This window comes from Streptomyces chryseus, from assembly GCF_014650755.1.
Lineage (GTDB): Bacteria > Actinomycetota > Actinomycetes > Streptomycetales > Streptomycetaceae > Streptomyces > Streptomyces chryseus.
The window spans coordinates 156287-179468 of sequence record NZ_BMVO01000001.1 but is presented as its reverse complement, the minus strand read 5'-3'; the positions used below and the strand labels follow the sequence as shown (position 1 = coordinate 179468).

The window sequence follows — 23182 nt, the reverse complement described above, 5'->3', positions numbered from 1 at the left end:
GTCAGCCTATAGCGGCGGCAGTGCGGGCAGCGGGGCGCCGGCGGTGTCGAGAGCGGCGCCGTCGCGCCGGCCCGCGAGCCAGCCCAGCAGGTCCGGAGCGCCGCCGGTGACGCGCACGGGATCGCCTGCGGCGCTTCCGGTACGCCACCTGCCTCCGCCGGTGTCCGTCAGCGCGATCGCGGGCACAGCGGGGTGCCCCGCGAAGCGGTCCGCCAAGAACGCGATCTCGCGTCCCGTGAACTCCTCGGGCAGGTCCTCCAGCTCGTACCCGATGCCCAGGTCGACGTGGTGCAGCTCGACCTCGACGAGGCGGCGGAAGGGGATGCGCGACGCGGAGTCGGTGACGCCGTTGCGCAGCGCGACCGTACGGGACCAGTCGGCGGGAGCGGCGGCCGTCCCGTCGAACCGGGCCGCGCTGTCGCGCACGTCCTCCTGCTGTACGGCGAGCGGCCGCGCGGCGTCGCGCTCGATGTCGGCCTCGCGCGCCTCGGCGCTCTCGTACATCGGCCGGCCTTCCAGGACGTTGACCAGAGCGTCCGCGTTGCGGGCCAGGTGGACCAGGACGTGGCCGCGGGTCCAGCCCGGCAGCCGTGACGGTTGCGTCACGTCGGCGTTGTGCAGTCTGCCGGTCGCGGCGAGGAGCCGGTCGGTCGCTTCGCGTACAGAGGCCAGGTCGCGCACGTGATCGTTCATGGCGCCGACGATAGTCCCGCTCACACGATCGGGTGAAGCCGTTCAGGCGAGGCCGTAATTCGAATGCACGTGCTATACGCTCGTCAGAGGCATCAGGAATCCTTACAACATCGCTGTGGTTACCCCCATAGTCTGAAGACCGGGGGGCTCAGTCCTCTCTGCCTCTCTCAAGAAAGGTGCGGACCGGCGTGGCCGACCGTCTCATCGTTCGTGGCGCTCGCGAGCACAACCTCAAGAACGTCTCGCTCGACCTCCCGCGTGACTCCCTCATCGTGTTCACCGGGCTCTCGGGGTCGGGCAAGTCGTCCCTCGCGTTCGACACGATCTTCGCCGAGGGGCAGCGCCGGTACGTCGAGTCGCTCTCCTCCTACGCCCGTCAGTTCCTGGGCCAGATGGACAAGCCCGACGTGGACTTCATCGAGGGCCTGTCGCCCGCGGTGTCCATCGACCAGAAGTCGACCTCGCGCAACCCGCGCTCGACGGTCGGCACCATCACGGAGGTCTACGACTACCTGCGCCTGCTGTTCGCCCGCATCGGCAAGCCGCACTGTCCCGAATGCGGCCGGCCGATCTCGCGCCAGTCGCCGCAGGCCATCGTCGACAAGGTGCTGGAACTGCCCGAGGGCAGCCGCTTCCAGGTCCTGTCGCCCCTGGTGCGCGAGCGCAAGGGTGAGTTCGTCGACCTGTTCGCCGACCTCCAGACCAAGGGCTACAGCCGCGCGCGGGTGGACGGCGAGACGATCCAGCTCAGCGAGCCGCCCAAGCTGAAGAAGCAGGAGAAGCACACCATCGAGGTGGTCATCGACCGCCTGACGGTGAAGGAGAGCGCCAAGCGCCGGCTCACCGACTCGGTGGAGACCGCCCTCGGCCTGGCCGGCGGCATAGTCATCCTCGACTTCGTCGACCTCCCCGCGGACGACCCCGACCGCGAGCGGATGTACTCCGAGCACCTCTACTGCACGTACGACGACCTGTCGTTCGAGGAGCTGGAGCCCCGGTCATTCTCCTTCAACTCGCCCTTCGGCGCCTGCCCGGACTGCACCGGCATCGGCACGCGCATGGAGGTCGACCCGGAGCTGATCGTCCCGGACGAGGACAAGTCCCTCGACGAGGGCGCGATCAACCCGTGGTCCCACGGGCACACCAAGGACTACTTCGCGCGCCTCGTCGGCGCACTCTCCGACGCCCTCGGCTTCCGTACGGACATCCCGTGGGCGGGGCTCCCGCAGCGCGCCAAGAAGGCCCTGCTGCACGGCCACAAGACGCAGATCGAGGTCCGCTACCGCAACAGGTACGGCCGCGAGCGGGCGTACACCACCTCGTTCGAGGGCGCCGTGCCGTTCGTCAAGCGGCGGCACTCCGAGGCCGAGAGCGACTCCAGCCGGGAGCGCTTCGAGGGCTACATGCGCGAAGTGCACTGCCCCACCTGCAACGGCACCCGCCTCAAGCCGCTCGTCCTGGCGGTCACGGTCATGGAGAAGTCCATCGCCGAGGTCGCCGCGATGTCGATCAGCGACTGCGCGGACTTCCTGGGCCGCCTGACGCTCAACGCCCGTGACAAGAAGATCGCCGAGCGCGTCCTCAAGGAGGTCAACGAGCGGCTGAGGTTCCTGGTCGACGTGGGCCTGGACTACCTGTCGCTCAACCGCGCGGCCGGCACCCTGTCCGGCGGCGAGGCGCAGCGCATCCGGCTCGCCACCCAGATCGGCTCCGGCCTCGTCGGCGTGCTGTACGTCCTGGACGAGCCGTCCATCGGTCTGCACCAGCGCGACAACCACCGCCTCATCGAGACGCTGGTCCGGCTGCGGGACATGGGCAACACCCTCATCGTCGTCGAGCACGACGAGGACACCATCAAGGTGGCCGACTGGATCGTCGACATCGGCCCGGGCGCGGGTGAGCACGGCGGCAAGGTCGTCCACAGCGGCTCGCTGAAGGAGCTGCTGGGCAACAAGGCTTCGGTCACGGGCCAGTACCTGGCCGGCAAGCGGGCCATCGAGATGCCCGAGATCCGTCGCCCCACGGACCCGTCGCGCCGGCTCACGGTGCACGGCGCCCGCGAGAACAACCTGCGCGACATCGACGTGTCGTTCCCGCTCGGCGTACTGACGGCCGTCACCGGTGTCTCCGGTTCCGGAAAGTCGACGCTGGTCAACGACATCCTCTACACGCACCTGGCGCGCGAACTCAACGGCGCTCGCACGGTGCCGGGGCGCCACACGCGCGTGGAGGGCGACGACCTGGTCGACAAGGTCGTCCACGTCGACCAGTCGCCGATCGGCCGGACCCCCCGGTCCAACCCGGCTACGTACACCGGCGTCTTCGACAACGTGCGCAAGCTGTTCGCGGAGACGATGGAGGCGAAGGTGCGCGGCTACCTGCCGGGCCGCTTCTCCTTCAACGTCAAGGGCGGCCGCTGCGAGAACTGCTCGGGCGACGGCACCATCAAGATCGAGATGAACTTCCTGCCCGACGTGTACGTCCCCTGCGAGGTCTGCCACGGGGCGCGCTACAACCGGGAGACCCTGGAGGTCCACTACAAGGGCAAGTCCATCGCCGAGGTGCTGGACATGCCGATCGAGGAGGCCCTGGACTTCTTCGAGGCCGTCCCGACGATCGCCCGTCACCTGAGGACCCTCACCGAGGTGGGCCTCGGGTACGTCCGCCTCGGTCAGTCCGCGCCGACCCTCTCGGGCGGTGAGGCGCAGCGCGTGAAGCTCGCCTCCGAGCTCCAGAAGCGGTCCACGGGCCGCACGGTGTACGTCCTGGACGAGCCGACCACGGGTCTGCACTTCGAGGACATCTCGAAGCTCATCAAGGTGCTGTCGGGCCTGGTCGACAAGGGCAACTCGGTGATCGTCATCGAGCACAACATGGACGTCATCAAGACCGCCGACTGGGTCGTCGACATGGGTCCCGAGGGCGGCAGCGGCGGCGGCATGGTCGTCGCCGAGGGCACGCCCGAGCAGGTGGCCGCCGTCACCACCAGCCACACGGGTAAGTTCCTCAGGGACATCCTGGGCGACCGGGTGAGCGACGCGACGCCGGCGAGGAAGAAGGCACCGGCGCAGAAGGCGCCCGCCAAGAAGGCGGTGGCGGCGGCGAAGTCGGTTCCGGCGAAGAAGACCGCGACGGCCCGCACGGCCACCGCCAAGAAGGCGCCCGGTACGACCGCCGCGGCGAAGGCGGCGCGCTCCCGCAAGGCGTGACGTCCGCGCACGGCCGCTGAACCGGCCCCTCACCCGTTCCCCGGGTGAGGGGCCGCTCGGGCCCGGTTACGGCCCCAGTTCCGCCGCGTACGGCGGGTCCGCGCCCGGGCGCGAGCACGTGATCGCGGCGGCGCGGGCCGCGAAGGCCAGCGTGTCGTCCCAGGCATCGGCGCAGAGCAAGGCCGAAGCCCGCGCCGACAGGGCCCCGTGGGCGCGCAGCCGGTGCAGCAGCGCCGCGTTCACGGTGTCGCCCGCACCGATCGTGTCGGCCACCTCCACCGCTGCCGCCGGGACGCTCACGCCGGCCCCGCCGCCCCGCGTCCGTACCGTCATGCCCGCCGCGCCCCGCGTCAGCACCACCGCCGCCGGCCCGGCCGCGAGCCACTCCTCCACGGAACCGCCCAGCCACCGCGCGTCCTCCTGCGACACCTTCAGCAGCGAGACGTGAGGCAGCCAGCTGCGGAAACGGGCGCGGTAGGCGTCCGCGTCCGGAATCAGGGCGGGCCTGATGTTCGGGTCGAGCAGCGTGAACAGCCCACGCTCCGCCTCACGCCGCAACAGCGCCTCGTACGCGCTCGCCCCCGGCTCCAGGACCAGCGAACAGGTGCCGAGCGCCACGGCCCGCGCCTGTGGGGGAAGAGCGGCCGGGAGGGCGAAGAGGCGGTCCGCGCCGCCCTGCGCGTAGAAGCCGTACCCGGCGGACCCGTCCGCGCCCAGCGTCGCCACCGCGAGGGTCGTCGGCTCGGGGCCGCGCTGGACCAGCGAGGTGTCCACCCCGGCCGCCCGCAGCCCGTCGACCAGTACGTCGCCGAAACCGTCCGTCGAGACCCGGGAACAGAACGCGACGGCCGAACCCAGGCGTCCCAGAGCCACAGCGGTGTTGTACGGGCCGCCGCCCGGCCGCGGCGACAAGGGCGCCAGGGCGCCCGTCCCCTGCGGCACCAGGTCGATCAGGGACTCTCCGGCGACGACGATCACGCGCCCGAACGTAACCCATCGCCGCCCGCCGGGGACAGCCCCCGCGAGGGCCGCGGATGTCCGCCGGTATCGTCGGGTACGTCACCCACCCCCTGACCAGTGGAGAGCGCATGTCCGGCCAGTCTCCCCCCCGCCGCACCGTGCTGAAGGGCGTCGTCCTCGCCGGCGCGGCCGGACTGGGCGCGGCCGCCTGCTCCACCGAGTCCAAGCTCGGCCACGCCAAGCCGCTGCCGTCCGCGCCCGTGAACCTCGGTGCGGCGGACGAGGTGCCGGTGGGCGGTGCCAAGCTCTACCGCGAGCAGCGGATACTCGTGAGCTGCCCGGCCGAGGGGAAGTACAAGGCGTTCAGCGCCCAGTGCACCCACGCGGGGTGCGTCCTCGACAAGATCGAGAAGCTCGAGGGCAACTGCCCCTGCCACGGCAGCCGTTTCGACGTGACGACCGGCGAGGCGCTCCAGGGCCCGGCGACCGTGGCGCTGCCCGCGATCCCGGTCAGGGTCGAGGGCGGAAACCTGGTCACCGGCGCCCCGGGCGCGGCGACGGGCAACCCGGACGCCTGAGGTCGCCCCCGGACGGACCCGCGTCTCCCGGCCGACAGCGTTCCGTGTGCCGGCCGCCCGACAGCCGTTCCGTACGCCGGGCGCCGTCCCGGCCGCACCCGTGTTGTCACTGCCCGCAAGTAGGGTGTGTGGCATGGCAGACCCCTCCAGCTACCGCCCCAAGCCGGGACAGATCCCCGACTCGCCGGGGGTCTACAAGTTCCGCGACGAGCACCGCCGGGTGATCTACGTCGGGAAGGCGAAGAGCCTGCGCCCGCGGCTCTCCTCGTACTTCCAGGACCTGGCCAATCTGCACCCGCGCACCCGCACCATGGTCACCACGGCCGCGTCCGTCGAGTGGACGGTCGTCTCCACCGAGGTGGAGGCGCTCCAGCTGGAGTACTCCTGGATCAAGGAGTTCGATCCCCGCTTCAACGTCAAGTACCGCGACGACAAGAGCTATCCGTCGCTGGCCGTGACGCTCAACGAGGAGTTCCCCCGCGTCCAGGTCATGCGCGGCCCCAAGAAGAAGGGCGTGCGCTACTTCGGTCCGTACGGACACGCCTGGGCGATCCGCGAGACCGTCGACCTGATGCTCCGCGTCTTCCCGGTGCGCACCTGCTCGGCCGGAGTCTTCAAGAACGCCGCCAGGACCGGCCGCCCCTGCCTCCTCGGCTACATCGGCAAGTGCTCCGCCCCCTGTGTGGGCCGCGTCACCCCCGACGAGCACCGCGAACTGGCCGAGCAGTTCTGCGACTTCATGGCCGGCCGCACGGGCCAGTACCTCAAGCGCATCGAGCGTGAGATGCACGAGGCCGCCGAGGACATGGAGTACGAGAAGGCCGCCCGCCTGCGCGACGACATAGGGGCTCTGCGCCGCGCCCTGGAGAAGAACGCGGTGGTGTTCAACGACGCCACCGACGCCGACCTGATCGCCCTCGCCGAGGACGAGCTGGAAGCCGCCGTGCAGATCTTCCACGTACGCGGCGGGCGGGTCCGGGGCCAGCGCGGCTGGGTCACCGACAAGGTCGAGGCGGTCGACACGGCGGGCCTCGTCGAGCACGCGCTCCAGCAGCTGTACGGCGAGGAGCAGGGCGACGCGGTGCCCAAGGAGGTCCTCGTCCCCGCCATGCCCGAGGACGCCCCGGCGGTGTCGCAGTGGCTCGCGGCGCGGCGCGGCTCGAACGTGTCGCTGCGCATCCCGCAGCGCGGCGACAAGAAGGACCTCATGGCGACGGTCCAGCGCAACGCCCAGCAGGCCCTCGTCCTGCACAAGACCAAGCGCGCGTCCGACCTGACCACCCGCTCCCGCGCCCTGGAGGAGATCGCGGAGGCACTCGGCCTGGACTCCGCCCCGTTGCGCATCGAGTGCTTCGACATCTCCCACCTCCAGGGCGACGACGTGGTGGCCTCGATGGTCGTCTTCGAGGACGGTCTGCCGCGCAAGAGCGAGTACCGCCGCTTCCAGATCAAGACCTTCGAGGGCCAGGACGACGTCCGGTCCATGCACGAGGTGCTCACCCGTCGCTTCCGTCGCTATCTCCAGGAGAAGGAGAAGACGGGGGAGTGGATCCAGGAGAACGGGGCGGGGGAGGTCCCCGCCGAGCCGGACCCGGCCATGGAGGACGACGGCAGGCCGAAGCGTTTCGCGTACCCGCCGCAGCTCGTCGTCGTCGACGGCGGGCAGCCGCAGGTGGCCGCCGCCCAGCGCGCCCTCGACGAGCTGGGCATCGACGACGTGGCCGTCTGCGGCCTCGCCAAGCGCCTCGAAGAGGTCTGGGTTCCCGGCGAGGACGACCCGGTCGTGCTGCCCCGCAGCAGCGAGGGCCTCTACCTCCTGCAGCGGGTGCGTGACACGGCTCACGACTTCGCCATCCGCTACCAGCGCACCAAGCGGGCCAAGCGCTTCAGGGCGGGCCCGCTCGACGACGTCCCCGGCCTCGGCGAGACCCGCAAGCTCGCCCTGATCAAGCATTTCGGTTCGGTGAAGAAGCTCCGGTCCGCCACAATCGACCAGATCTGCGAGGTTCCGGGGATAGGCCGCAAGACGGCCGAGACCGTCGCCGCGTTCCTCGCGCAGGCGGCACCCGCCGCACCCGCCGTGAACACGGCGACAGGAGAGATCATTGAAGACGACGAGGACACCGCGGCGGTCGCACCCGCGGTCTCCCCGCCGGAACGGGGGCAACAGGTATGACCGAGCACGACGGAGACGGAGCACACGTGAGTACGGGCACGACCGGGGACACCGGCGAGACCGGGCACAACGGGAACAACGGGAACAACGGTGAGGCGGCCGAGCAGGCCATCCCCGAGCTGGTGATCATCTCGGGCATGTCGGGAGCCGGCCGCAGCACCGCCGCGAAGTGCCTCGAAGACCTCGGCTGGTTCGTCGTCGACAACCTGCCGCCCGCGCTGATCCCCACCATGGTGGAGCTCGGCGCCCGCTCGCAGGGCAACGTCGCCCGTATCGCCGTCGTCGTGGACGTCCGGGGCCGGCGCTTCTTCGACAACCTCCGCGAGTCCCTGGCGGACCTGGACGCCAAGGAGGTCACCCGGCGGATCGTCTTCCTGGAGTCCTCGGACGACGCCCTGGTACGCCGTTTCGAATCCGTACGCCGCCCGCACCCGCTCCAGGGCGACGGCCGGATCACCGACGGCATCGCGGCCGAGCGCGACCTGCTGCGCGAGCTGCGCGGCGACGCCGACCTGGTCATCGACACCTCCAGCCTCAACGTCCACGAACTGCGGGCCAAGATGGACGCCCAGTTCGCGGGCGACGACGAGCCGCAGCTGCGCGCCACGGTCATGTCCTTCGGCTACAAGTACGGCCTGCCGGTCGACGCGGACCTCGTCGTGGACTGCCGCTTCCTGCCGAACCCGCACTGGGTACCGGAGCTGCGCCCCTTCACCGGCCTCAACGAAGAGGTCTCCGGCTACGTCTTCAACCAGCCGGGCGCCAAGGAGTTCCTCGACCAGTACACCGAGCTGCTCCAGCTCATCGCGGCCGGCTACCGGCGCGAGGGCAAGCGCTACGTGACCATCGCCGTCGGCTGTACGGGCGGCAAGCACCGCAGCGTGGCCATGTCGGAGAAGCTGGCCGCGCGCCTGTCCTCGGAAGGCGTGGAGACCGTCCTCGTACACCGGGACATGGGGCGCGAGTGACCGGACGCAACTTCCGCCTGCGGCGGCTGCGCGGCGGCGATGCCGCGCGGCCGCAGCGCAAGCGCGGCGCCCAGCCCAAGGTCGTCGCCCTCGGCGGCGGCATGGGCCTGTCCGCGTCCCTGACGGCGCTGCGCCGCATCACCGGCGACCTGACCGCGGTGGTCACGGTCGCCGACGACGGCGGCTCCAGCGGGCGGCTGCGGGACGAGCTCGGCGTACTGCCCCCGGGCGACCTGCGCAAGGCGCTGGCGGCGCTGTGCGGGGACGACGACTGGGGCCAGACCTGGGCGCGCGTCATCCAGCACCGCTTCCACAGCCGGGGAGACCTGCACGAGCACGCGGTGGGGAACCTGCTGATCGTCGCGCTGTGGGAGCAGCTCGGCGACCACGTCCAGGCCCTCGACCTGGTCGGCAGGCTCCTCGGGGCGCACGGCCGGGTGCTGCCCATGTCCGCCGTGCCCCTGGAGCTCCAGGCGCTCGTACGGGGGCACGATCCCCTGCGCCCGGACGACGTGGACACCGTGCGCGGCCAGGCGACCGTGGCGCTCACCCCCGGTGAGGTGCAGTCCGTGCACCTGGTGCCGCAGGGGCCGCCTGCCGTCCCGGAAGCCGTCGCCGCCGTGCTCGACGCGGACTGGGTGGTGCTCGGCCCGGGGTCCTGGTTCTCCTCGGTCATTCCGCACCTCCTGGTGCCCGAACTGCTCGACGCGCTCGTCGAGACGAAGGCCCGCCGGGTGCTGTCCTTGAACCTCGCGCCGCAACCCGGAGAAACCGATGGCTTCTCTCCGCAGCGTCATTTGGAGGTTTTGGGACGACACGCCCCTAAACTCGCCCTGGACGTGGTGTTGGCCGACGAGGCTGCCGTGCCCGACCGCGAGTCCCTCGCCGATGCCGCCAAGCGGCTCGGCGCCGCGGTCGAGCTGGCGCCGGTCGCCGCGCCCGACGGCTCTCCGAAGCACGATCCGGAGCTGTTGGCCGCCGCGTACGACCGTATTTTTCGGATGCATGGAAGGATCGGCCCATGGCGATGACGGCAGCGGTGAAGGACGAAATCTCCCGGCTCCCCGTCACCCGGACCTGCTGCAGGAAGGCGGAGGTCTCGGCGATTCTTCGGTTCGCGGGCGGGCTGCACCTGGTGAGCGGCCGGATCGTGATTGAGGCGGAGCTGGATGTGAGCTTCGCGGCCCGCAGACTCAAGAAGGACATTCTGGAGATCTTCGGGCACCACTCGGAGCTGGTGGTGATGGCGCCGAGCGGACTGCGGCGCGGCTCCCGTTACCTCGTACGGGTGGTGGCGGGCGGTGATCAGCTCGCACGCCAGACCGGGCTGGTCGACGGCCGCGGCCGTCCGATCCGCGGTCTGCCCCCGCAGGTCGTCTCCGGCGCCACCTGCGACGCCGAGGCCGCCTGGCGCGGCGCGTTCCTCGCGCACGGCTCGCTCACCGAGCCGGGCCGTTCCTCCTCGCTCGAGGTCACCTGTCCGGGGCCCGAGGCCGCCCTCGCCCTCGTCGGCGCCGCCCGCAGGCTCTCCATCGGCGCGAAGGCGCGCGAGGTGCGCGGCGTGGACCGGGTCGTCGTACGGGACGGTGACGCGATCGGCGCGCTGCTGACCCGCCTCGGCGCGCACGAGTCGGTGCTGGCCTGGGAGGAGCGGCGGATGCGCCGCGAGGTCCGCGCCACCGCCAACCGCCTCGCCAACTTCGACGACGCCAACCTGCGCCGCTCGGCGCGGGCCGCGGTCGCCGCGGGCGCCCGGGTCGGGCGCGCGCTGGAGATCCTCGGCGAGGAGGTGCCCGAGCACCTCGCCGCCGCCGGGCGGCTGCGCATGGACCACAAGCAGGCCTCCCTGGAGGAGCTCGGCGCGCTGGCCGACCCGCCGCTGACCAAGGACGCGGTGGCGGGCCGTATCCGCCGCCTGCTGGCGATGGCCGACAAGCGGGCCCAGGACCTGGGCATCCCCGGTACGGAGTCCACGATCACCGAGGAGATGGCCGACGGCCTCGTCGGCTGAGCGCGACGAACCGCCGCCGGTGTGCCCCAGGGGGCGCCCGGCGGCGGCGCTGTCCGCCCGGACGCCCTATTGACATGACCATGGACTGTCATGAGCCTGTCGTCTGTTCACTGACGTGACAGGCAACGGCAAGGGGGGCTCATGAGACGCAGAGCGAGATCGATCCTCGCAGCGGGCGCATTGCTCATCGGCGGCGTGACGGTGGCACCCGCCGCACAGGCCGAGGGGACGGAAGGCGCCGGGAGCGACGCGGGCGCGGACGCCGTCAAGGTGTTCGACGCCGACGTCACGAAGGAGCAGATCCCGCTGCTCCTCGCGGCCGGCCAGGACGCCCACGAGATGGGTGAACGCGCACCGGAGAAGGGCACCGCGCGCGTCGAACTCTTCCTCACCGACGCCCAGGCCGAGGAGCTGGCCGGCAAGGGCGTCAGGAACCTCACGGAGCGCAAGGTCTCGGCGAAGACGGAATCCCGCCTCGCCGCGGCCGGGGACGGCGTCTACCGCCCGTACAGCGGCAAGGGCAATCTCCAGGAGGAGATCGTCAAGACCGGCCAGGCGCACCCGGACCTCACCAAGGTCGTCTCCATCGGCAAGACCCTCCAGGGCAAGGACATCCTCGCCCTCAAGCTCACCAAGGGCGCGAAGAAGACCAAGGACGGCGCCAAGCCCTCCGTGCTGTACATGTCCAACCAGCACGCCCGCGAGTGGATCACCCCCGAGATGACCCGGCGGCTGATGCACCACTACCTGGACCAGTACGGCAAGGACCGCCGCATCACCAGGATCGTGGACTCCACCGAGCTGTGGTTCGTGCTCTCCGCCAACCCGGACGGATACGACTGGACCCACGACGCGGCCGGCGACCGCCTCTGGCGCAAGAACATGCGCGACATCGACAAGGACGGCGAGTACACCGCCGCCGACGGCGTCGACCTCAACCGCAACTTCGCCTACAAGTGGGGCTACGACAACGAGGGTTCGTCACCGAATCCCGCCAGCGCCACCTACCGCGGCGCGTCCCCCATGTCCGAGCCCGAGACCCGGGTGCTCGACCGCTTCCAGAAGCGCATCGGCTTCGAGTACGGCATCAACTACCACTCCGCCGCCGAACTGATCCTCTACGGAGTCGGCTGGCAGGTCGCCACGCCCACCCCGGACGACGTGCTCTACAAGGCGCTCGCGGGAACGCCCGAGAAGCCCGCCGTTCCCGGGTACCACCCGCAGGTCTCCTCCGAGCTCTACACCACCAACGGCGAGGCCGACGGACACGCGGCCAACGTCAACGGCACGATGATGTTCACCCCCGAGATGACCACGTGCCAGACGGCGTCGAACATCGACCCCGACGACCGGTGGAAGCCCGAGGACTGCCAGTCCGGATTCAACTTCCCCGACGACGAGAAGCTGATCCAGGCGGAGTTCGCCAAGAACGTCCCGTTCGCGCTGTCGGTCGCCGAGACCGCCGCGCACCCCGACCGGCCGTCCTCGTCCGTCGGCATGGCCGCCCCCGACTTCACGGCCGACACCTTCTCGACCTCCTACGCGCGCGGCGGTGACCAGGAGGTCGCCGTGACGGCCCGCAGGTCCGTACGCGACAAGGAGCTCAACTACCGGATCAACGGCGGCCGTACGCACGACGAGGACCTGGAGCGCTGGAAGGGCGGCGAGACGTACGGCGGCGAGGACAACCTCTGGTTCGACGAGTACCGCGCCGAGGTCGAGGACGCCGAACCGGGCGACACCGTGGAGGTGTGGTTCACCGGACGCACCAAGGCTGGCAAGCGCACCGCCAGTGAGCACTTCACGTACACCGTCGCGGAGCGTTCCCGGGCGGACACCCTGGTGATCGCCGAAGAGGGCGCCCCCGCGCAGCACGCCCAGAAGTACGTCGACGCGCTCCGGGCGAACGGCCGGACCGCCGTCGTCTGGGACGTCGCCGCCCAGGGCGCGCCGCACGCGCTCGGCGTCCTCTCCCACTTCCGCACCGCGGTCCACTACACCGGCGCCAAGGCGCCCACCGGCCCCACCCAGCTGGCCGTACGGGCGTTCCTCAACGAGGGCGGCAAGCTGATCGAGGCCGGTGAACTGGCGGGCGGCAACGCGGTCGTCGGCCCGGCCGTCACGAACGACTTCAGCCAGTACTACCTCGGCGCCTACGGCCGTGCGAACGCGGCCGGGGCCACCGGATTCACCGGCGCGGGAACGCTCACGGGAACGGACGCCCCGCTCACCGGAGCGCCCGGCAATCCGCTGGACGCGGCCGGTGCCTACACCGTCACCTCGGACACACTGCCGGCCGATCGGTTCCCGCAGTTCCGGAGCGCGCACGCGGGCCGGTTCACGGGCGTCGTCAATCCGTACGCCCCGTACGCGGGCCAGTGGATGGCCGCCGCCGCGCACGAGGACGGCGACTGGAAGCGTCTCTCCCGTACGGTCGACCTCACCGGCGTGAGCGCCGCGGACAAGCCGCAGCTGCGGCTCGCCCTCAACTGGAACACCGAGACCGCGTACGACCACGCGGTCCTGGAGGCGCACACCGAGGGCGCCGACGACTGGACCACGCTCCCCGAGGCCGGCGGCGCCACCACGACCGCCGTCCCGGCCGAGTGCGACCAGGGCTACTTCATCAACGGCCACCCCTTCCTGCGCCACTACCTCACCCTGGAGGCGGGCGGCTGCAAGGCGACCGGAACCAGCGGCGCCTGGAACAGCCTCACCGGATCGTCCGGCGGCTGGAAGCAGGTCGCGTTCGACCTGAGCCCCTACGCGGGCAAGAAGGTCGAGCTGGCGCTCAGCTCCATCACCGACCCGGGCAGCGGCGGCCGCGGCGTCTTCGTCGACGACGCGCGGCTGACCGTCGCGGGCGCCGACAAGGAGAGCGAGGGCTTCGAGACGTCGCTCGGCGCCTGGACGGTCCCCGGATCCCCGGCCGGAACCCCCGCCGTCGGCGGCGACTGGGCCCGCTCGGGCGAGCTGTTCAAGTCCTACGCGGCGGTCACTACCCGTGACACCGTCCTCTTCGGCTTCGGCCTGGAGCACGTGCCGGGTGCCGCCGAGCGGGCCGCGCTGCTCGGCAGGGCGCTAGGTTCCCTGCGGCGCTGACCCCGGCGCCGGCCTTCCGCTGACTGTGCGTAGCCGCTTTCGCAAGACCGCAGGTCCCGGCGGCCCGTATCCCTACTGGGGAGTACGGGCCGCCGGGCCACGTCGGGGCCCGTTCGATGTCACTCACAGCGCCCCGTAGAGGTAGGGTCGGAAGCGGTCGGGGACATCCCATACATCTCGCCGGCGTCGAAACCCGGCGTACCAACGAGGAGATCGGTTTCGTGACGATCCGCGTAGGCATCAACGGCTTCGGCCGCATCGGCCGCAACTACTTCCGGGCGCTGCTGGAGCAGGGTGCGGACATCGAGATCGTGGCTGTCAACGACCTGGGTGACACTGCGACCACGGCGCACCTTCTGAAGTACGACACCATCCTCGGCCGCCTGAAGGCCGAGGTCTCGCACACGGCGGACACCATCACCGTCGACGACCACACCATCAAGGTGCTGTCCGAGCGCAACCCGGCGGACATCCCGTGGGGCGACCTCGGCGTCGACATCGTGATCGAGTCCACCGGCATCTTCACCAAGAAGGCGGATGCCGAGAAGCACCTCGCGGGTGGTGCGAAGAAGGTCCTCATCTCGGCTCCGGCCAAGAACGAGGACATCACCATCGTGATGGGCGTCAACCAGGACAAGTACGACGCGGCCAACCACCACGTCATCTCCAACGCCTCCTGCACCACGAACTGCGTGGCGCCGATGGCCAAGGTGCTCGACGAGAACTTCGGCATCGTCAAGGGCCTGATGACGACGGTGCACGCGTACACCAACGATCAGCGCATCCTGGACTTCCCGCACTCCGACCTGCGTCGCGCCCGCGCCGCCGCCGAGAACATCATCCCGACCACCACGGGTGCCGCCAAGGCCACCGCGCTGGTCCTGCCCCAGCTCAAGGGCAAGCTCGACGGCATCGCGATGCGCGTCCCGGTCCCGACCGGTTCCGTCACCGACCTGGTCATCACGCTGGAGCGCGAGGTCACCAAGGACGAGATCAACGCCGCCTTCCAGAAGGCCGCGGAGGGCGAGCTCAAGGGCATCGTCGAGTACACCGTCGACCCGATCGTGTCCTCCGACATCGTCAACGAGCCGGCTTCCTGCACCTTCGACTCGTCGCTGACCATGGCCGAGGGCAACCAGGTCAAGGTCATCGGCTGGTACGACAATGAGTGGGGCTACTCCAACCGACTCGTCGACCTCACGGTCTTCGTCGGCGGCCAGCTCTGATCCGTACGGCAGGCACCTCGATGTGAGTACAGGGCCCGGCAGCGCAACGCGGCGCTGCCCGGGCCCTGTCATGTGTCTTGTCTCCCAAGGAGTCCAGTAACAGATGAAGACGATCGACGAACTTCTCGCCGAAGGGGTCGCGGGCAAGCGGGTATTCGTCCGCGCCGACCTCAACGTGCCGCTCGAAGGCACCACCATCACCGACGACGGCCGCATCCGCGCCGTCCAGCCGACGATCGAGAAGCTCGCCGAGGCGGGCGCCCGGGTCGTCGTCGCCTCGCACCTGGGCCGCCCCAAGGGCGCCCCGGACCCGGCCTTCTCGCTCGCCCCGGCCGCAGCGCGCCTCGGTGAACTCCTCAAGACCGACGTCGCCTTCGCGACCGACACGGTCGGCGAGTCCGCCAAGGCCGTCGTCGCGGGCCTCGCCGACGGTCAGGTCGCCGTCGTGGAGAACCTGCGATTCAACGCCGGCGAGACCTCGAAGGACGACGCCGAGCGCGGCGCCTTCGCGGACCGGCTGGCCGAGCTCGCCGACGTGTACGTCGGCGACGGCTTCGGCGCCGTGCACCGCAAGCACGCGTCGGTCTTCGACCTCCCGGCGCGCCTGCCGCACGTCGCGGGCGGCCTCATCGCCACCGAGGTCGGCGTCCTGAAGAAGCTCACCGAGGACGTGCGGCGGCCGTACGCCGTGGTCCTCGGCGGCGCCAAGGTCTCCGACAAGCTCGGCGTGATCGACCACCTGCTGGAGAAGGCCGACCGCATCCTGGTCGGCGGCGGCATGGCGTACACCTTCCTCAAGGCCCAGGGCCACGAGGTCGGCATCTCGCTGCTCCAGGAGGACCAGATCCCGACGGTCCTGGAGTACCTGGAGCGCGCCGAGGCCAAGGGCGTGGAGTTCGTCCTCCCCGTCGACGTACTGGTCTCGCCGGAGTTCCCGGACCTCAAGACGAAGGCCCCGGCGAACCCCACGACGGTCGCCGCGGACGCCATCCCGGCCGACCAGGAGGGTCTGGACATCGGTCCCGAGACCCGCAAGCTGTACGCATCGAAGCTCGCCGACGCGGCCACCGTCTTCTGGAACGGCCCGATGGGCGTCTTCGAGCACCCCGACTACGCCGAGGGCACCAAGGCGGTTGCCCAGGCCCTCGTCGACAGCCCCGCTTTCACGGTGGTCGGTGGTGGCGACTCCGCCGCCGCCGTCCGCATCCTGGGCTTCGACGAGAACGCATTCGGCCACATCTCGACCGGTGGCGGCGCCAGCCTCGAATACCTCGAGGGCAAGACGCTTCCCGGCCTCGCCGCACTGGAGGACTGACCCAGCATGACCACGCGCACCCCGCTCATGGCGGGCAACTGGAAGATGAACCTCAACCACCTCGAGGCCATCGCCCACGTCCAGAAGCTCGCCTTCGCCCTCGCCGACAAGGACTACGACGCCGTAGAGGTCGCGGTCCTGCCCCCGTTCACGGACCTGCGGTCCGTGCAGACGCTGGTGGACGGCGACAAGCTCAAGATCAAGTACGGCGCCCAGGACCTCTCGGCGCACGAGTCCGGTGCTTACACCGGTGAGATCTCGGGCGCGATGCTCGCCAAGCTCAAGTGCACGTACGTCGCCGTCGGGCACTCCGAGCGCCGGCAGTACCACAACGAGAGCGACGAGCTCTGCAACGCCAAGGTGAAGGCCGCGTACCAGAACGGCCTGACCCCGATCCTGTGCGTCGGCGAGGGCCTGGACGTCCGCAAGGCCGGCAACCAGGTCGCCCACACGCTCGCGCAGCTCGACGGCGGCCTGAAGGACGTCCCGGCCGAGCAGGCCGAGTCCGTCGTGATCGCGTACGAGCCGGTGTGGGCCATCGGCACCGGCGAGGTCGCCACGCCCGAGGACGCGCAGGAGGTCTGCGGAGCGATCCGCGGCCGTCTCGCCGAGCTGTACTCGCAGGAGCTGGCCGACAAGGTCCGCATCCAGTACGGCGGCTCGGTCAAGTCCGGCAACGTCGCCGCGATCATGGCGCAGCCGGATGTCGACGGGGCCCTGGTGGGCGGCGCGGCGCTGGACTCCGAGGAGTTCGTCAAGATCGTCCGGTTCCGCGACCAGTGAGTAGGCCGTAGGGCCGATCCGTCGTACCCTGGCGGGGGCCGAGGCGGCTGTGCAGCAGCCGTCCGGCCCTCGTCGTCCGTCTCCGAAGTCCGAAGTCCGAGGAAGTTGGTCCAGCCGTGGTTATGGGGTTCTCGATCGCCCTGATCGTATTCAGCCTGCTGCTGATGCTGCTGGTTCTGATGCACAAGGGAAAGGGCGGCGGTCTCTCCGACATGTTCGGTGGCGGCATGCAGTCGTCGGTCGGTGGGTCCTCGGTCGCCGAGCGCAACCTCGACCGCATCACCGTCGTGGTCGGTCTGATGTGGTTCGCCTGCATTATCGTGCTCGGACTGCTGATGAAGCTGGACAGCTGAGCCGTCGTCCGGTATGGAGGCGGGAGCGCGGCCTATCATGGGATCCGCGGCTCGCGTCAGCGGGGGTGTAACTCCGGTCATTGGACGCGCGTTGGGCCCTACGTAGACTGGGGCGCTCGCAGCTGAGCTGTTCGACGACTCCGCGGCGGTAGCCGCTGATTGATGCCGTGCAGCACCATCACGCAGGGAGTTACGACCGTGGCAAGTGGCAACGCGATCCGGGGAAGCCGGGTCGGAGCGGGGCCGATGGGCGAGGCTGAGCGCGGCGAGTCCGCGCCCCGTCTCCGCATCTCCTTCTGGTGCTCGAACGGGCACGAGACGCAGCCGAGCTTCGCCAGTGACGCTCAGGTCCCGGACACCTGGGACTGCCCGCGCTGCGGGTTCCCGGCCGGCCAGGACCGGGACAACCCGCCGGCACCGCCCCGCACCGAGCCGTACAAGACGCATCTGGCGTACGTGCGCGAGCGGCGCAGTGACGCCGACGGCGAGGCGATCCTCGCCGAGGCGCTCGCGAAACTGCGGGGCGAGATCTAGGCAGCGTGATCCGGCCGGACACCTTCGGGTGTCCGGCCGGGCCGCTTTCCCCGGCCCGTTGTCAGTGGCGGCCCCTACGGTTCTCCAAGCAGGTGAACCGTAGGGGGAGTTGTGACGACGAGCGATACCGCGGCGGCGGAGCCGGCCGCGACGGAGAGCCGGGCACCGGCCTGGCGCGGGGGATTCGGACGGCTGTGGACGGCGGCCGTCGTCTCGAAGTTCGGCGACGCACTGCGCGCCGCCGCGCTGCCGCTGCTGGCCGCCTCGCTGACGTCGGACCCCGTCCTGGTGGCGCTGGTGACGGCGTGCGGCTATCTGCCGTGGCTGCTGTTCGGGCTGCTCGGCGGCGCGGTCGCCGACCGGGTGGACCAGCGGCGGGCGATGTGGACCGTGGATCTGGCACGGGCCGCCCTGATGGCCGCCTTCGCGGCCGCCGTCGCCCTCGGCCACGCCTCGATCGCGTTGCTGATCGCGCTCGCCTTCGCTCTCACCACCCTCCAGACCCTGTTCGACAACGCGGCCACGGCGCTGCTGCCCGCCGTGGTGCCCAGGGCAGCGCTGGGCAGCGCCAACGCCAGGCTGCTGACCGGGCAGCAGATCGCCGGCGGCTTCCTGGCCGCGCCGCTGGTGCCGGTGCTCCTGGTCGCCGGGACGGCCGCGCCGTACGCCGTCGACGCCGCGACGTACGTCCTGGGGGCGGTGCTGATCGCCTCCGTGCGGACGGGCGCGCCGGAGCGCGCGCCGAGACCGGCGGGCGCCACGCTGCGCGGGGACATCGCCGAGGGTCTGCGGGCGTTGTGGCGCGACCGGGTGCTGCGCGGGCTCTGCGTCGCCACGACCCTGTGCAACATCGGCATGGCCGCGCTGATCGCCACGCTGGTCCTGCACGTCACCGGCTGGCTCGACGGCGGACACGGCGGTTACGCGGCGGCCGTCACGGCGTACGGCGTGGGCAGTGTGGCGGGCGGCGTCCTCGCGGGACGCCTCAGCGCGCGCACCGGACGGGTGCGCGCCGTCCTCGCCGCGGGCACCGTGCAGGCCGGCTGCCTGGCCGCGATGGGACTGGTGCGCTCGTTGTGGGTGACGGTCGCGGCGATGGCGCTGTTCGGATTCATGGGGCTGGTGTGGAACAGCCAGCAGGTGACGCTGATGCAGGAGCGCAGCCCCGAGGCGATGCTGGGGAGGATCGGATCGGCCTTCCGCACGCTCGCGATCGCCGGCGCCCCGCTCGGCGCGCTGCTGGGCGGCGCGGCGGCGTCCGCCTGGGGACTGAACACCCCCGCTCTGCTGGCGGCGGGGCTCTTCGCGGCGGCCATAGCATCGCTCGCCGCTCTGATCGCTTAGGTTGGAGGAGCAGCGGGGCATGCACGCAGGTACGAGAAGAAGTGGGCTGATGTCCGAGATGAACGCAGAAAGCCGTACCAGGCTCAACCAGATGCCCGAGTGGGCCGCTCTCGCGAAGCACCGTGAGCAGCTGGGACAGACGCATCTGCGAGAACTGTTCGCCGCCGATCCGGAGCGGGGCACCGGATACACCCTCAAGGTCGGTGACCTCTATCTCGACTACTCCAAGCACCTGGTGACGGACGAGACGCTGGGGCTGCTGCGCGAACTGGCCGGGGCGGCCGGGGTCGCGGAGCTGCGGGACGCCATGTTCCGCGGCGAGAAGATCAACACCACCGAGGACCGCGCGGTGCTGCACACCGCACTGCGCGCCCCGCGCGACGCGGTGATCGAGGTCGACGGCGAGAACGTCGTCCCCGCCGTGCACGCGGTGCTCGACAAGATGTCCGCCTTCGCCGAGCGGGTCAGGTCGGGGGAGTGGACCGGCCACACCGGCAAGCGCATCAAGAACGTCGTCAACGTCGGCATCGGCGGCTCCGACCTGGGGCCCGCCATGGCGTACGAGGCGCTGCGCTCCTTCACCGACCGGGACCTGACGGTCCGTTTCGTTTCGAACGTCGACGGGGCCGACCTGCACGAGGCCGTGCGCGACCTCGACGCGGCGGAGACGCTGTTCGTCATCGCGTCCAAGACCTTCACGACGATCGAGACCATCACCAACGCCACGTCGGCCCGCGACTGGCTGCTGACGAACCTGCGGGCGGACGCCGGCGCCGTCGCCAAGCATTTCGTGGCGCTGTCCACCAACGCCGAGAAGGTCGCCGACTTCGGCATCGACACGGCCAACATGTTCGAGTTCTGGGACTGGGTCGGCGGACGCTACTCGATGGACTCGGCCATCGGCCTGTCGCTGATGATCGCCATCGGCCCCGACCGCTTCCGCGAGCTGCTCGACGGCTTCCACCTCGTCGACGAGCACTTCCGCACCGCGCCCGCCGAGGAGAACGCGCCGCTGCTGCTCGGGCTGCTGGGCGTCTGGTACGGGGCGTTCTTCGACGCACAGGCCCACGCGGTCCTCCCCTACAGCCACTACCTGTCGAAGTTCACGGCGTACCTCCAGCAGCTCGACATGGAGTCCAACGGCAAGTCGGTGGACCGCGAGGGCAACCCGGTCGACTGGCAGACGGGGCCCGTGGTGTGGGGCACGCCCGGCACCAACGGGCAGCACGCGTACTACCAGTTGCTGCACCAGGGCACGAAGATGATCCCGGCTGACTTCATCGGCTTCGCCAGGCCGGTCGCCGACCTGCCGCCCGGCCTGGAGGCCCAGCACGACCTGCTCATGGCGAACTTCCTCGCCCAGACGCAGGCGCTGGCGTTCGGCAGGACGCCCGAGGAGGTGCGGGCGGAAGGGGTCGCCGAGGAACTGGTGCCGCACAAGACGTTCCGCGGCAACCACCCCACCACGACGATCCTCGCGGACGACCTGACGCCGTCCGTACTGGGGCAGTTGATCGCGCTGTACGAGCACAAGGTGTTCGTCCAGGGCGCCGTCTGGAACATCGACTCGTTCGACCAGTGGGGCGTCGAGCTCGGCAAGGTCCTGGCCAAGAAGATCGAGCCGGTGCTGACCGGCGACGGCACGGGCGCCGAGCGGCTGGACAGCTCGACAGCGACGCTCGCCGCCACGTACCGGACGCTGCGCGGTCGCTGACCGACCGAGGGGGGAGTCCGGCCGATGACCGGGACCGGGTCCGGGGGGACCGCGCGGCTCAGGCCGCCGAACAACACGCTCGACCGGCGGGTCGTCGGCTGGTGGCGGACCCAGTGCCTGCTGCTCACGGCGGGGCCGGTGGCCGTACTGGGCGTGCTGGGCGCGTTCCTCGCGCCCGCACGCCCGTGGCTGCTGCCGGCCGCCGGGGCCCTCGCGGTGCTCGGCGCGGCCGCGTCGGTGTTCCTGCCGCTGTGGTGGTTCCGGGTGCACCGATGGGAGGTCACGGACGACGCGGTGTACGTGCGTACCGGCTTCTTCTGGCAGGAGTGGCGGATCGCGCCGATGTCGCGGATCCAGACCGTGGACACCGTGCGCGGACCGCTGGAGCAGACGTTCGGGCTGTCCACGGTCATCGTCACCACCGCGTCGTCCAAGGGCGCGGTGAAGATCGAGGGGCTCGACCACGCGCTCGCCGCGGAGCTGGCCGAGCGGCTGACCGTGATCACGGGGTCCACGCCGGGGGACGCGACGTGAGCGTCCCGGGGGGCGAGGAGCGGGCGGCCGGCGGCGACGGCTGGCGGCGGCTCGCTCCCCGCACCGTCCTCGTCGCGGCACTGGTCATGGCCGGTATCGCGACGGGTGCGGGGGCGCCCGTGTTCGTCGGCCTCGCCGCCGGCCGACCCCTGTGGCAGGCGGGCGCCTGGGTGCTGGGCGGAGCCGCGCTGCTGATCGCCGGCGGCTCCGCGCTCGACCTCGTGCGGTGGCGCAGGACGAAGTACCGCGTCGGCGCCGAACGGGTCGAACTGCGCACGGGACTGCTGCTGGTCAAGCGCCGCTCGCTGGCGCGTGAGCGCATCCGCAGCGTCGACCTGACGGCGAACGTGCTGCTGCGGGTCCTCGGGCTGGTGAAGGTCCGCATCGGCACGGGCGAGAACACCGGCGGCGCCGAGTCCACCCTCGCACTCGACCCCGTCACGCGCGAGGAGGGCGAACGGCTGCGCAGGGAGCTGCTGGACCGGAGGGCGGCGGGCGGTGCGGGGGCCGGCTCCCACCGGGAGGGGGAACTGGCGGTCCTCGACCCGGCCTGGATCCGCTACGCCCCGGTGTCGTTCGTCGCCCCGGCGCTGGGCGGCGCCGCCGTGGGCGGACTGATGCAGGTCAGCGAATGGTTCGGCGCGCGGGGGAAGCTGATCGACTGGGTGCTGGACCGGTTCCGGGACACGCCGGTCCTGTGGATCGTCGTGGTGCTCGTCGTGGGGGCGTGTACGGCGGGTGTCGTGGGGGCGCTCGGCCTGTGGGTCGAGATGTGGTGGAACTACCGGCTGGAGCGGGAGCCGGGCGGCACGCTGCGGGTCCGTCGCGGCCTGTTCACCACCCGGTCGACGTCCGTCGAGGAGCGCAGACTGCGGGGGGTGGAGCTGGTGGAGCCGCTCGGCGTACGGACGTTGGGCGCGGCGCGGGTGGACGCGGTCGCCACGGGGCTGACGGTGGGTGAGGACAGCGGTCACGCGAACCACAGGACACTGCTGCCCGCAGCGCCCCGGGCCACGGCGGAGGCGGTGGCGGCGCACGTCCTGCGCGAGGCCGTTTCGCCGACGCGGGCGGCCCGGCTCACGCCGCACCCGCCGGCCGCGCGCACGCGCCGGCTGCGCTGGGCGGTGGGCGCGGCGCTCGCTCCGGTGCTCGTGCTGGGCGTCCTCGGAGCGCTGCTGACCGATGTGCTGCTGTACGCCGCCGGGGCGTGCGGGGTGGTGCTGCTGCCGACGGCGGTGCTTCTGGGGCGGGACGCGTATAGGAGCCTGGGGCACGGCGTGAGCGGCGAGTACCTGGTGGCGCGGTCGGGGACGGTGCGGCGTACGACGGTCGCGTTGCGGCGGGGCGGCGTGATCGGCTGGACGGTCAAGCAGTCCGTCTTCCAGCGACGGGCCGGGCTGGTCACGCTGACCGCGACCACTGCGGCGGGGGCGGGGGCGTACTCGGTGTACGACGCCGCCGAGGGGGAGGGGCTGGCCTTCGCCGACGAGGCGGTGCCGGGGCTGCTGGCCCCGTTCCTGGACCGACCCGCCGACTGACCCACCCTGCCGGCCGCCTGCGTGGGGCCGCCGGCTGATATGCCCTGCGCGGCCCTGCTGGCGGTCGCCGCCCCCTGCGCGCCCTGCCGGGGGCTTCCCCACCCCGCCCCTCCCCGAACCGGGGCGCTGCCCCGGGCGCCGGTG

18 protein-coding genes are annotated in these 23182 nt (G+C 71.2%); 16 read left to right on the top strand and 2 right to left on the bottom strand.

The window, feature by feature from the left end; translation table 11 throughout:
* Positions 1–6: 6 nt before the first annotated feature.
* Positions 7–693 carry a maleylpyruvate isomerase family mycothiol-dependent enzyme gene (locus IE185_RS00850; RefSeq protein WP_138897852.1) on the bottom strand — a complete coding sequence of 229 codons (687 nt, stop codon included), beginning with the start codon at positions 691–693 and terminating at the stop codon, positions 7–9.
* 188 nt (positions 694–881) lie between these two features.
* On the opposite strand from IE185_RS00850, the gene uvrA reads away from it, so the two are divergent.
* On the top strand, positions 882–3902 hold the full coding sequence (uvrA, locus tag IE185_RS00845) for an excinuclease ABC subunit UvrA (protein WP_138897851.1): 3021 nt from the start codon (positions 882–884) through the stop codon (positions 3900–3902).
* Between the two features lie 66 nt (positions 3903–3968).
* On the opposite strand, the gene IE185_RS00840 is transcribed toward uvrA, so the two are convergent.
* On the bottom strand, positions 3969–4880 hold the full coding sequence (locus tag IE185_RS00840; protein WP_189714392.1) for a carbohydrate kinase family protein: 912 nt from the start codon (positions 4878–4880) through the stop codon (positions 3969–3971).
* Between the two features lie 110 nt (positions 4881–4990).
* Here IE185_RS00840 and IE185_RS00835 point away from each other — a divergent pair, with 110 nt between their 5' ends.
* From IE185_RS00835 to IE185_RS00765, 15 genes are all read left to right on the top strand, one after another.
* The gene (locus tag IE185_RS00835; RefSeq protein WP_138895221.1) at positions 4991–5440 is read left to right on the top strand and encodes a Rieske (2Fe-2S) protein; all 450 of its coding nucleotides are present in this window, start codon (positions 4991–4993) and stop codon (positions 5438–5440) included.
* 133 nt (positions 5441–5573) lie between these two features.
* Positions 5574–7616 (top strand): excinuclease ABC subunit UvrC, encoded by a 2043-nt coding sequence (gene uvrC, locus IE185_RS00830; RefSeq protein ID WP_138895218.1) that lies wholly within the window; start codon positions 5574–5576, stop codon positions 7614–7616.
* The gene (gene rapZ / locus IE185_RS00825) at positions 7613–8584 is read left to right on the top strand and encodes an RNase adapter RapZ (RefSeq protein ID WP_138895217.1); all 972 of its coding nucleotides are present in this window, start codon (positions 7613–7615) and stop codon (positions 8582–8584) included. Before uvrC ends, rapZ begins: the two co-directional genes overlap by 4 nt.
* Complete coding sequence (locus IE185_RS00820) at positions 8581–9615, top strand: gluconeogenesis factor YvcK family protein (protein WP_138895216.1); 1035 nt, start codon at positions 8581–8583, stop codon at positions 9613–9615. The genes rapZ and IE185_RS00820 overlap by 4 nt, the downstream gene beginning before the upstream one ends.
* Positions 9606–10595 carry a DNA-binding protein WhiA gene (gene whiA / locus IE185_RS00815; RefSeq protein ID WP_028813910.1) on the top strand — a complete coding sequence of 330 codons (990 nt, stop codon included), beginning with the start codon at positions 9606–9608 and terminating at the stop codon, positions 10593–10595. The genes IE185_RS00820 and whiA overlap by 10 nt, the downstream gene beginning before the upstream one ends.
* 141 nt (positions 10596–10736) lie before the next feature.
* Positions 10737–13697 (top strand): M14 family metallopeptidase, encoded by a 2961-nt coding sequence (locus tag IE185_RS00810; protein ID WP_138895215.1) that lies wholly within the window; start codon positions 10737–10739, stop codon positions 13695–13697.
* Positions 13698–13918: 221 nt separating this feature from the next.
* Positions 13919–14923 carry a type I glyceraldehyde-3-phosphate dehydrogenase gene (gene gap / locus IE185_RS00805; RefSeq protein WP_138895214.1) on the top strand — a complete coding sequence of 335 codons (1005 nt, stop codon included), beginning with the start codon at positions 13919–13921 and terminating at the stop codon, positions 14921–14923.
* A 103-nt stretch (positions 14924–15026) separates the two neighbouring features.
* Positions 15027–16238: a phosphoglycerate kinase gene (locus IE185_RS00800; protein ID WP_138895213.1), complete on the top strand. Its 1212-nt coding sequence runs from the start codon at positions 15027–15029 to the stop codon at positions 16236–16238.
* Positions 16239–16244: 6 nt separating this feature from the next.
* Complete coding sequence (gene tpiA / locus IE185_RS00795; RefSeq protein WP_138895212.1) at positions 16245–17021, top strand: triose-phosphate isomerase; 777 nt, start codon at positions 16245–16247, stop codon at positions 17019–17021.
* Between the two features lie 122 nt (positions 17022–17143).
* On the top strand, positions 17144–17374 hold the full coding sequence (gene secG / locus IE185_RS00790; protein WP_028813905.1) for a preprotein translocase subunit SecG: 231 nt from the start codon (positions 17144–17146) through the stop codon (positions 17372–17374).
* Between the two features lie 198 nt (positions 17375–17572).
* Entirely contained in the window at positions 17573–17908 is a 336-nt protein-coding gene (locus IE185_RS00785) for an RNA polymerase-binding protein RbpA (RefSeq protein ID WP_010352468.1), read from the top strand.
* Positions 17909–18019: 111 nt separating this feature from the next.
* Positions 18020–19252, top strand: coding sequence for an MFS transporter (locus IE185_RS00780; protein ID WP_138895211.1), 1233 nt, complete (start codon positions 18020–18022; stop codon positions 19250–19252).
* Between the two features lie 58 nt (positions 19253–19310).
* Entirely contained in the window at positions 19311–20966 is a 1656-nt protein-coding gene (gene pgi / locus IE185_RS00775; RefSeq protein WP_138895220.1) for a glucose-6-phosphate isomerase, read from the top strand.
* A gap of 24 nt (positions 20967–20990) precedes the next feature.
* Complete coding sequence (locus tag IE185_RS00770; RefSeq protein WP_138895210.1) at positions 20991–21500, top strand: PH domain-containing protein; 510 nt, start codon at positions 20991–20993, stop codon at positions 21498–21500.
* Entirely contained in the window at positions 21497–23038 is a 1542-nt protein-coding gene (locus IE185_RS00765; RefSeq protein ID WP_229843294.1) for a PH domain-containing protein, read from the top strand. Before IE185_RS00770 ends, IE185_RS00765 begins: the two co-directional genes overlap by 4 nt.
* Positions 23039–23182 lie beyond the last annotated feature (144 nt).

Coding starts and splice junctions, on each gene's coding strand:
- IE185_RS00850 (WP_138897852.1), bottom strand. CDS start 693: ATGAACGATCACGTGCGCGACCTGGCCTCTGTACGCGAAGCGACCGAC.
- IE185_RS00835 (WP_138895221.1), top strand. CDS start 4,991: ATGTCCGGCCAGTCTCCCCCCCGCCGCACCGTGCTGAAGGGCGTCGTC.
- uvrC (WP_138895218.1), top strand. CDS start 5,574: ATGGCAGACCCCTCCAGCTACCGCCCCAAGCCGGGACAGATCCCCGAC.
- rapZ (WP_138895217.1), top strand. CDS start 7,613: ATGACCGAGCACGACGGAGACGGAGCACACGTGAGTACGGGCACGACC.
- whiA (WP_028813910.1), top strand. CDS start 9,606: ATGGCGATGACGGCAGCGGTGAAGGACGAAATCTCCCGGCTCCCCGTC.
- IE185_RS00810 (WP_138895215.1), top strand. CDS start 10,737: ATGAGACGCAGAGCGAGATCGATCCTCGCAGCGGGCGCATTGCTCATC.
- IE185_RS00800 (WP_138895213.1), top strand. CDS start 15,027: ATGAAGACGATCGACGAACTTCTCGCCGAAGGGGTCGCGGGCAAGCGG.
- tpiA (WP_138895212.1), top strand. CDS start 16,245: ATGACCACGCGCACCCCGCTCATGGCGGGCAACTGGAAGATGAACCTC.
- secG (WP_028813905.1), top strand. CDS start 17,144: ATGGGGTTCTCGATCGCCCTGATCGTATTCAGCCTGCTGCTGATGCTG.
- pgi (WP_138895220.1), top strand. CDS start 19,311: ATGAACGCAGAAAGCCGTACCAGGCTCAACCAGATGCCCGAGTGGGCC.
- IE185_RS00770 (WP_138895210.1), top strand. CDS start 20,991: ATGACCGGGACCGGGTCCGGGGGGACCGCGCGGCTCAGGCCGCCGAAC.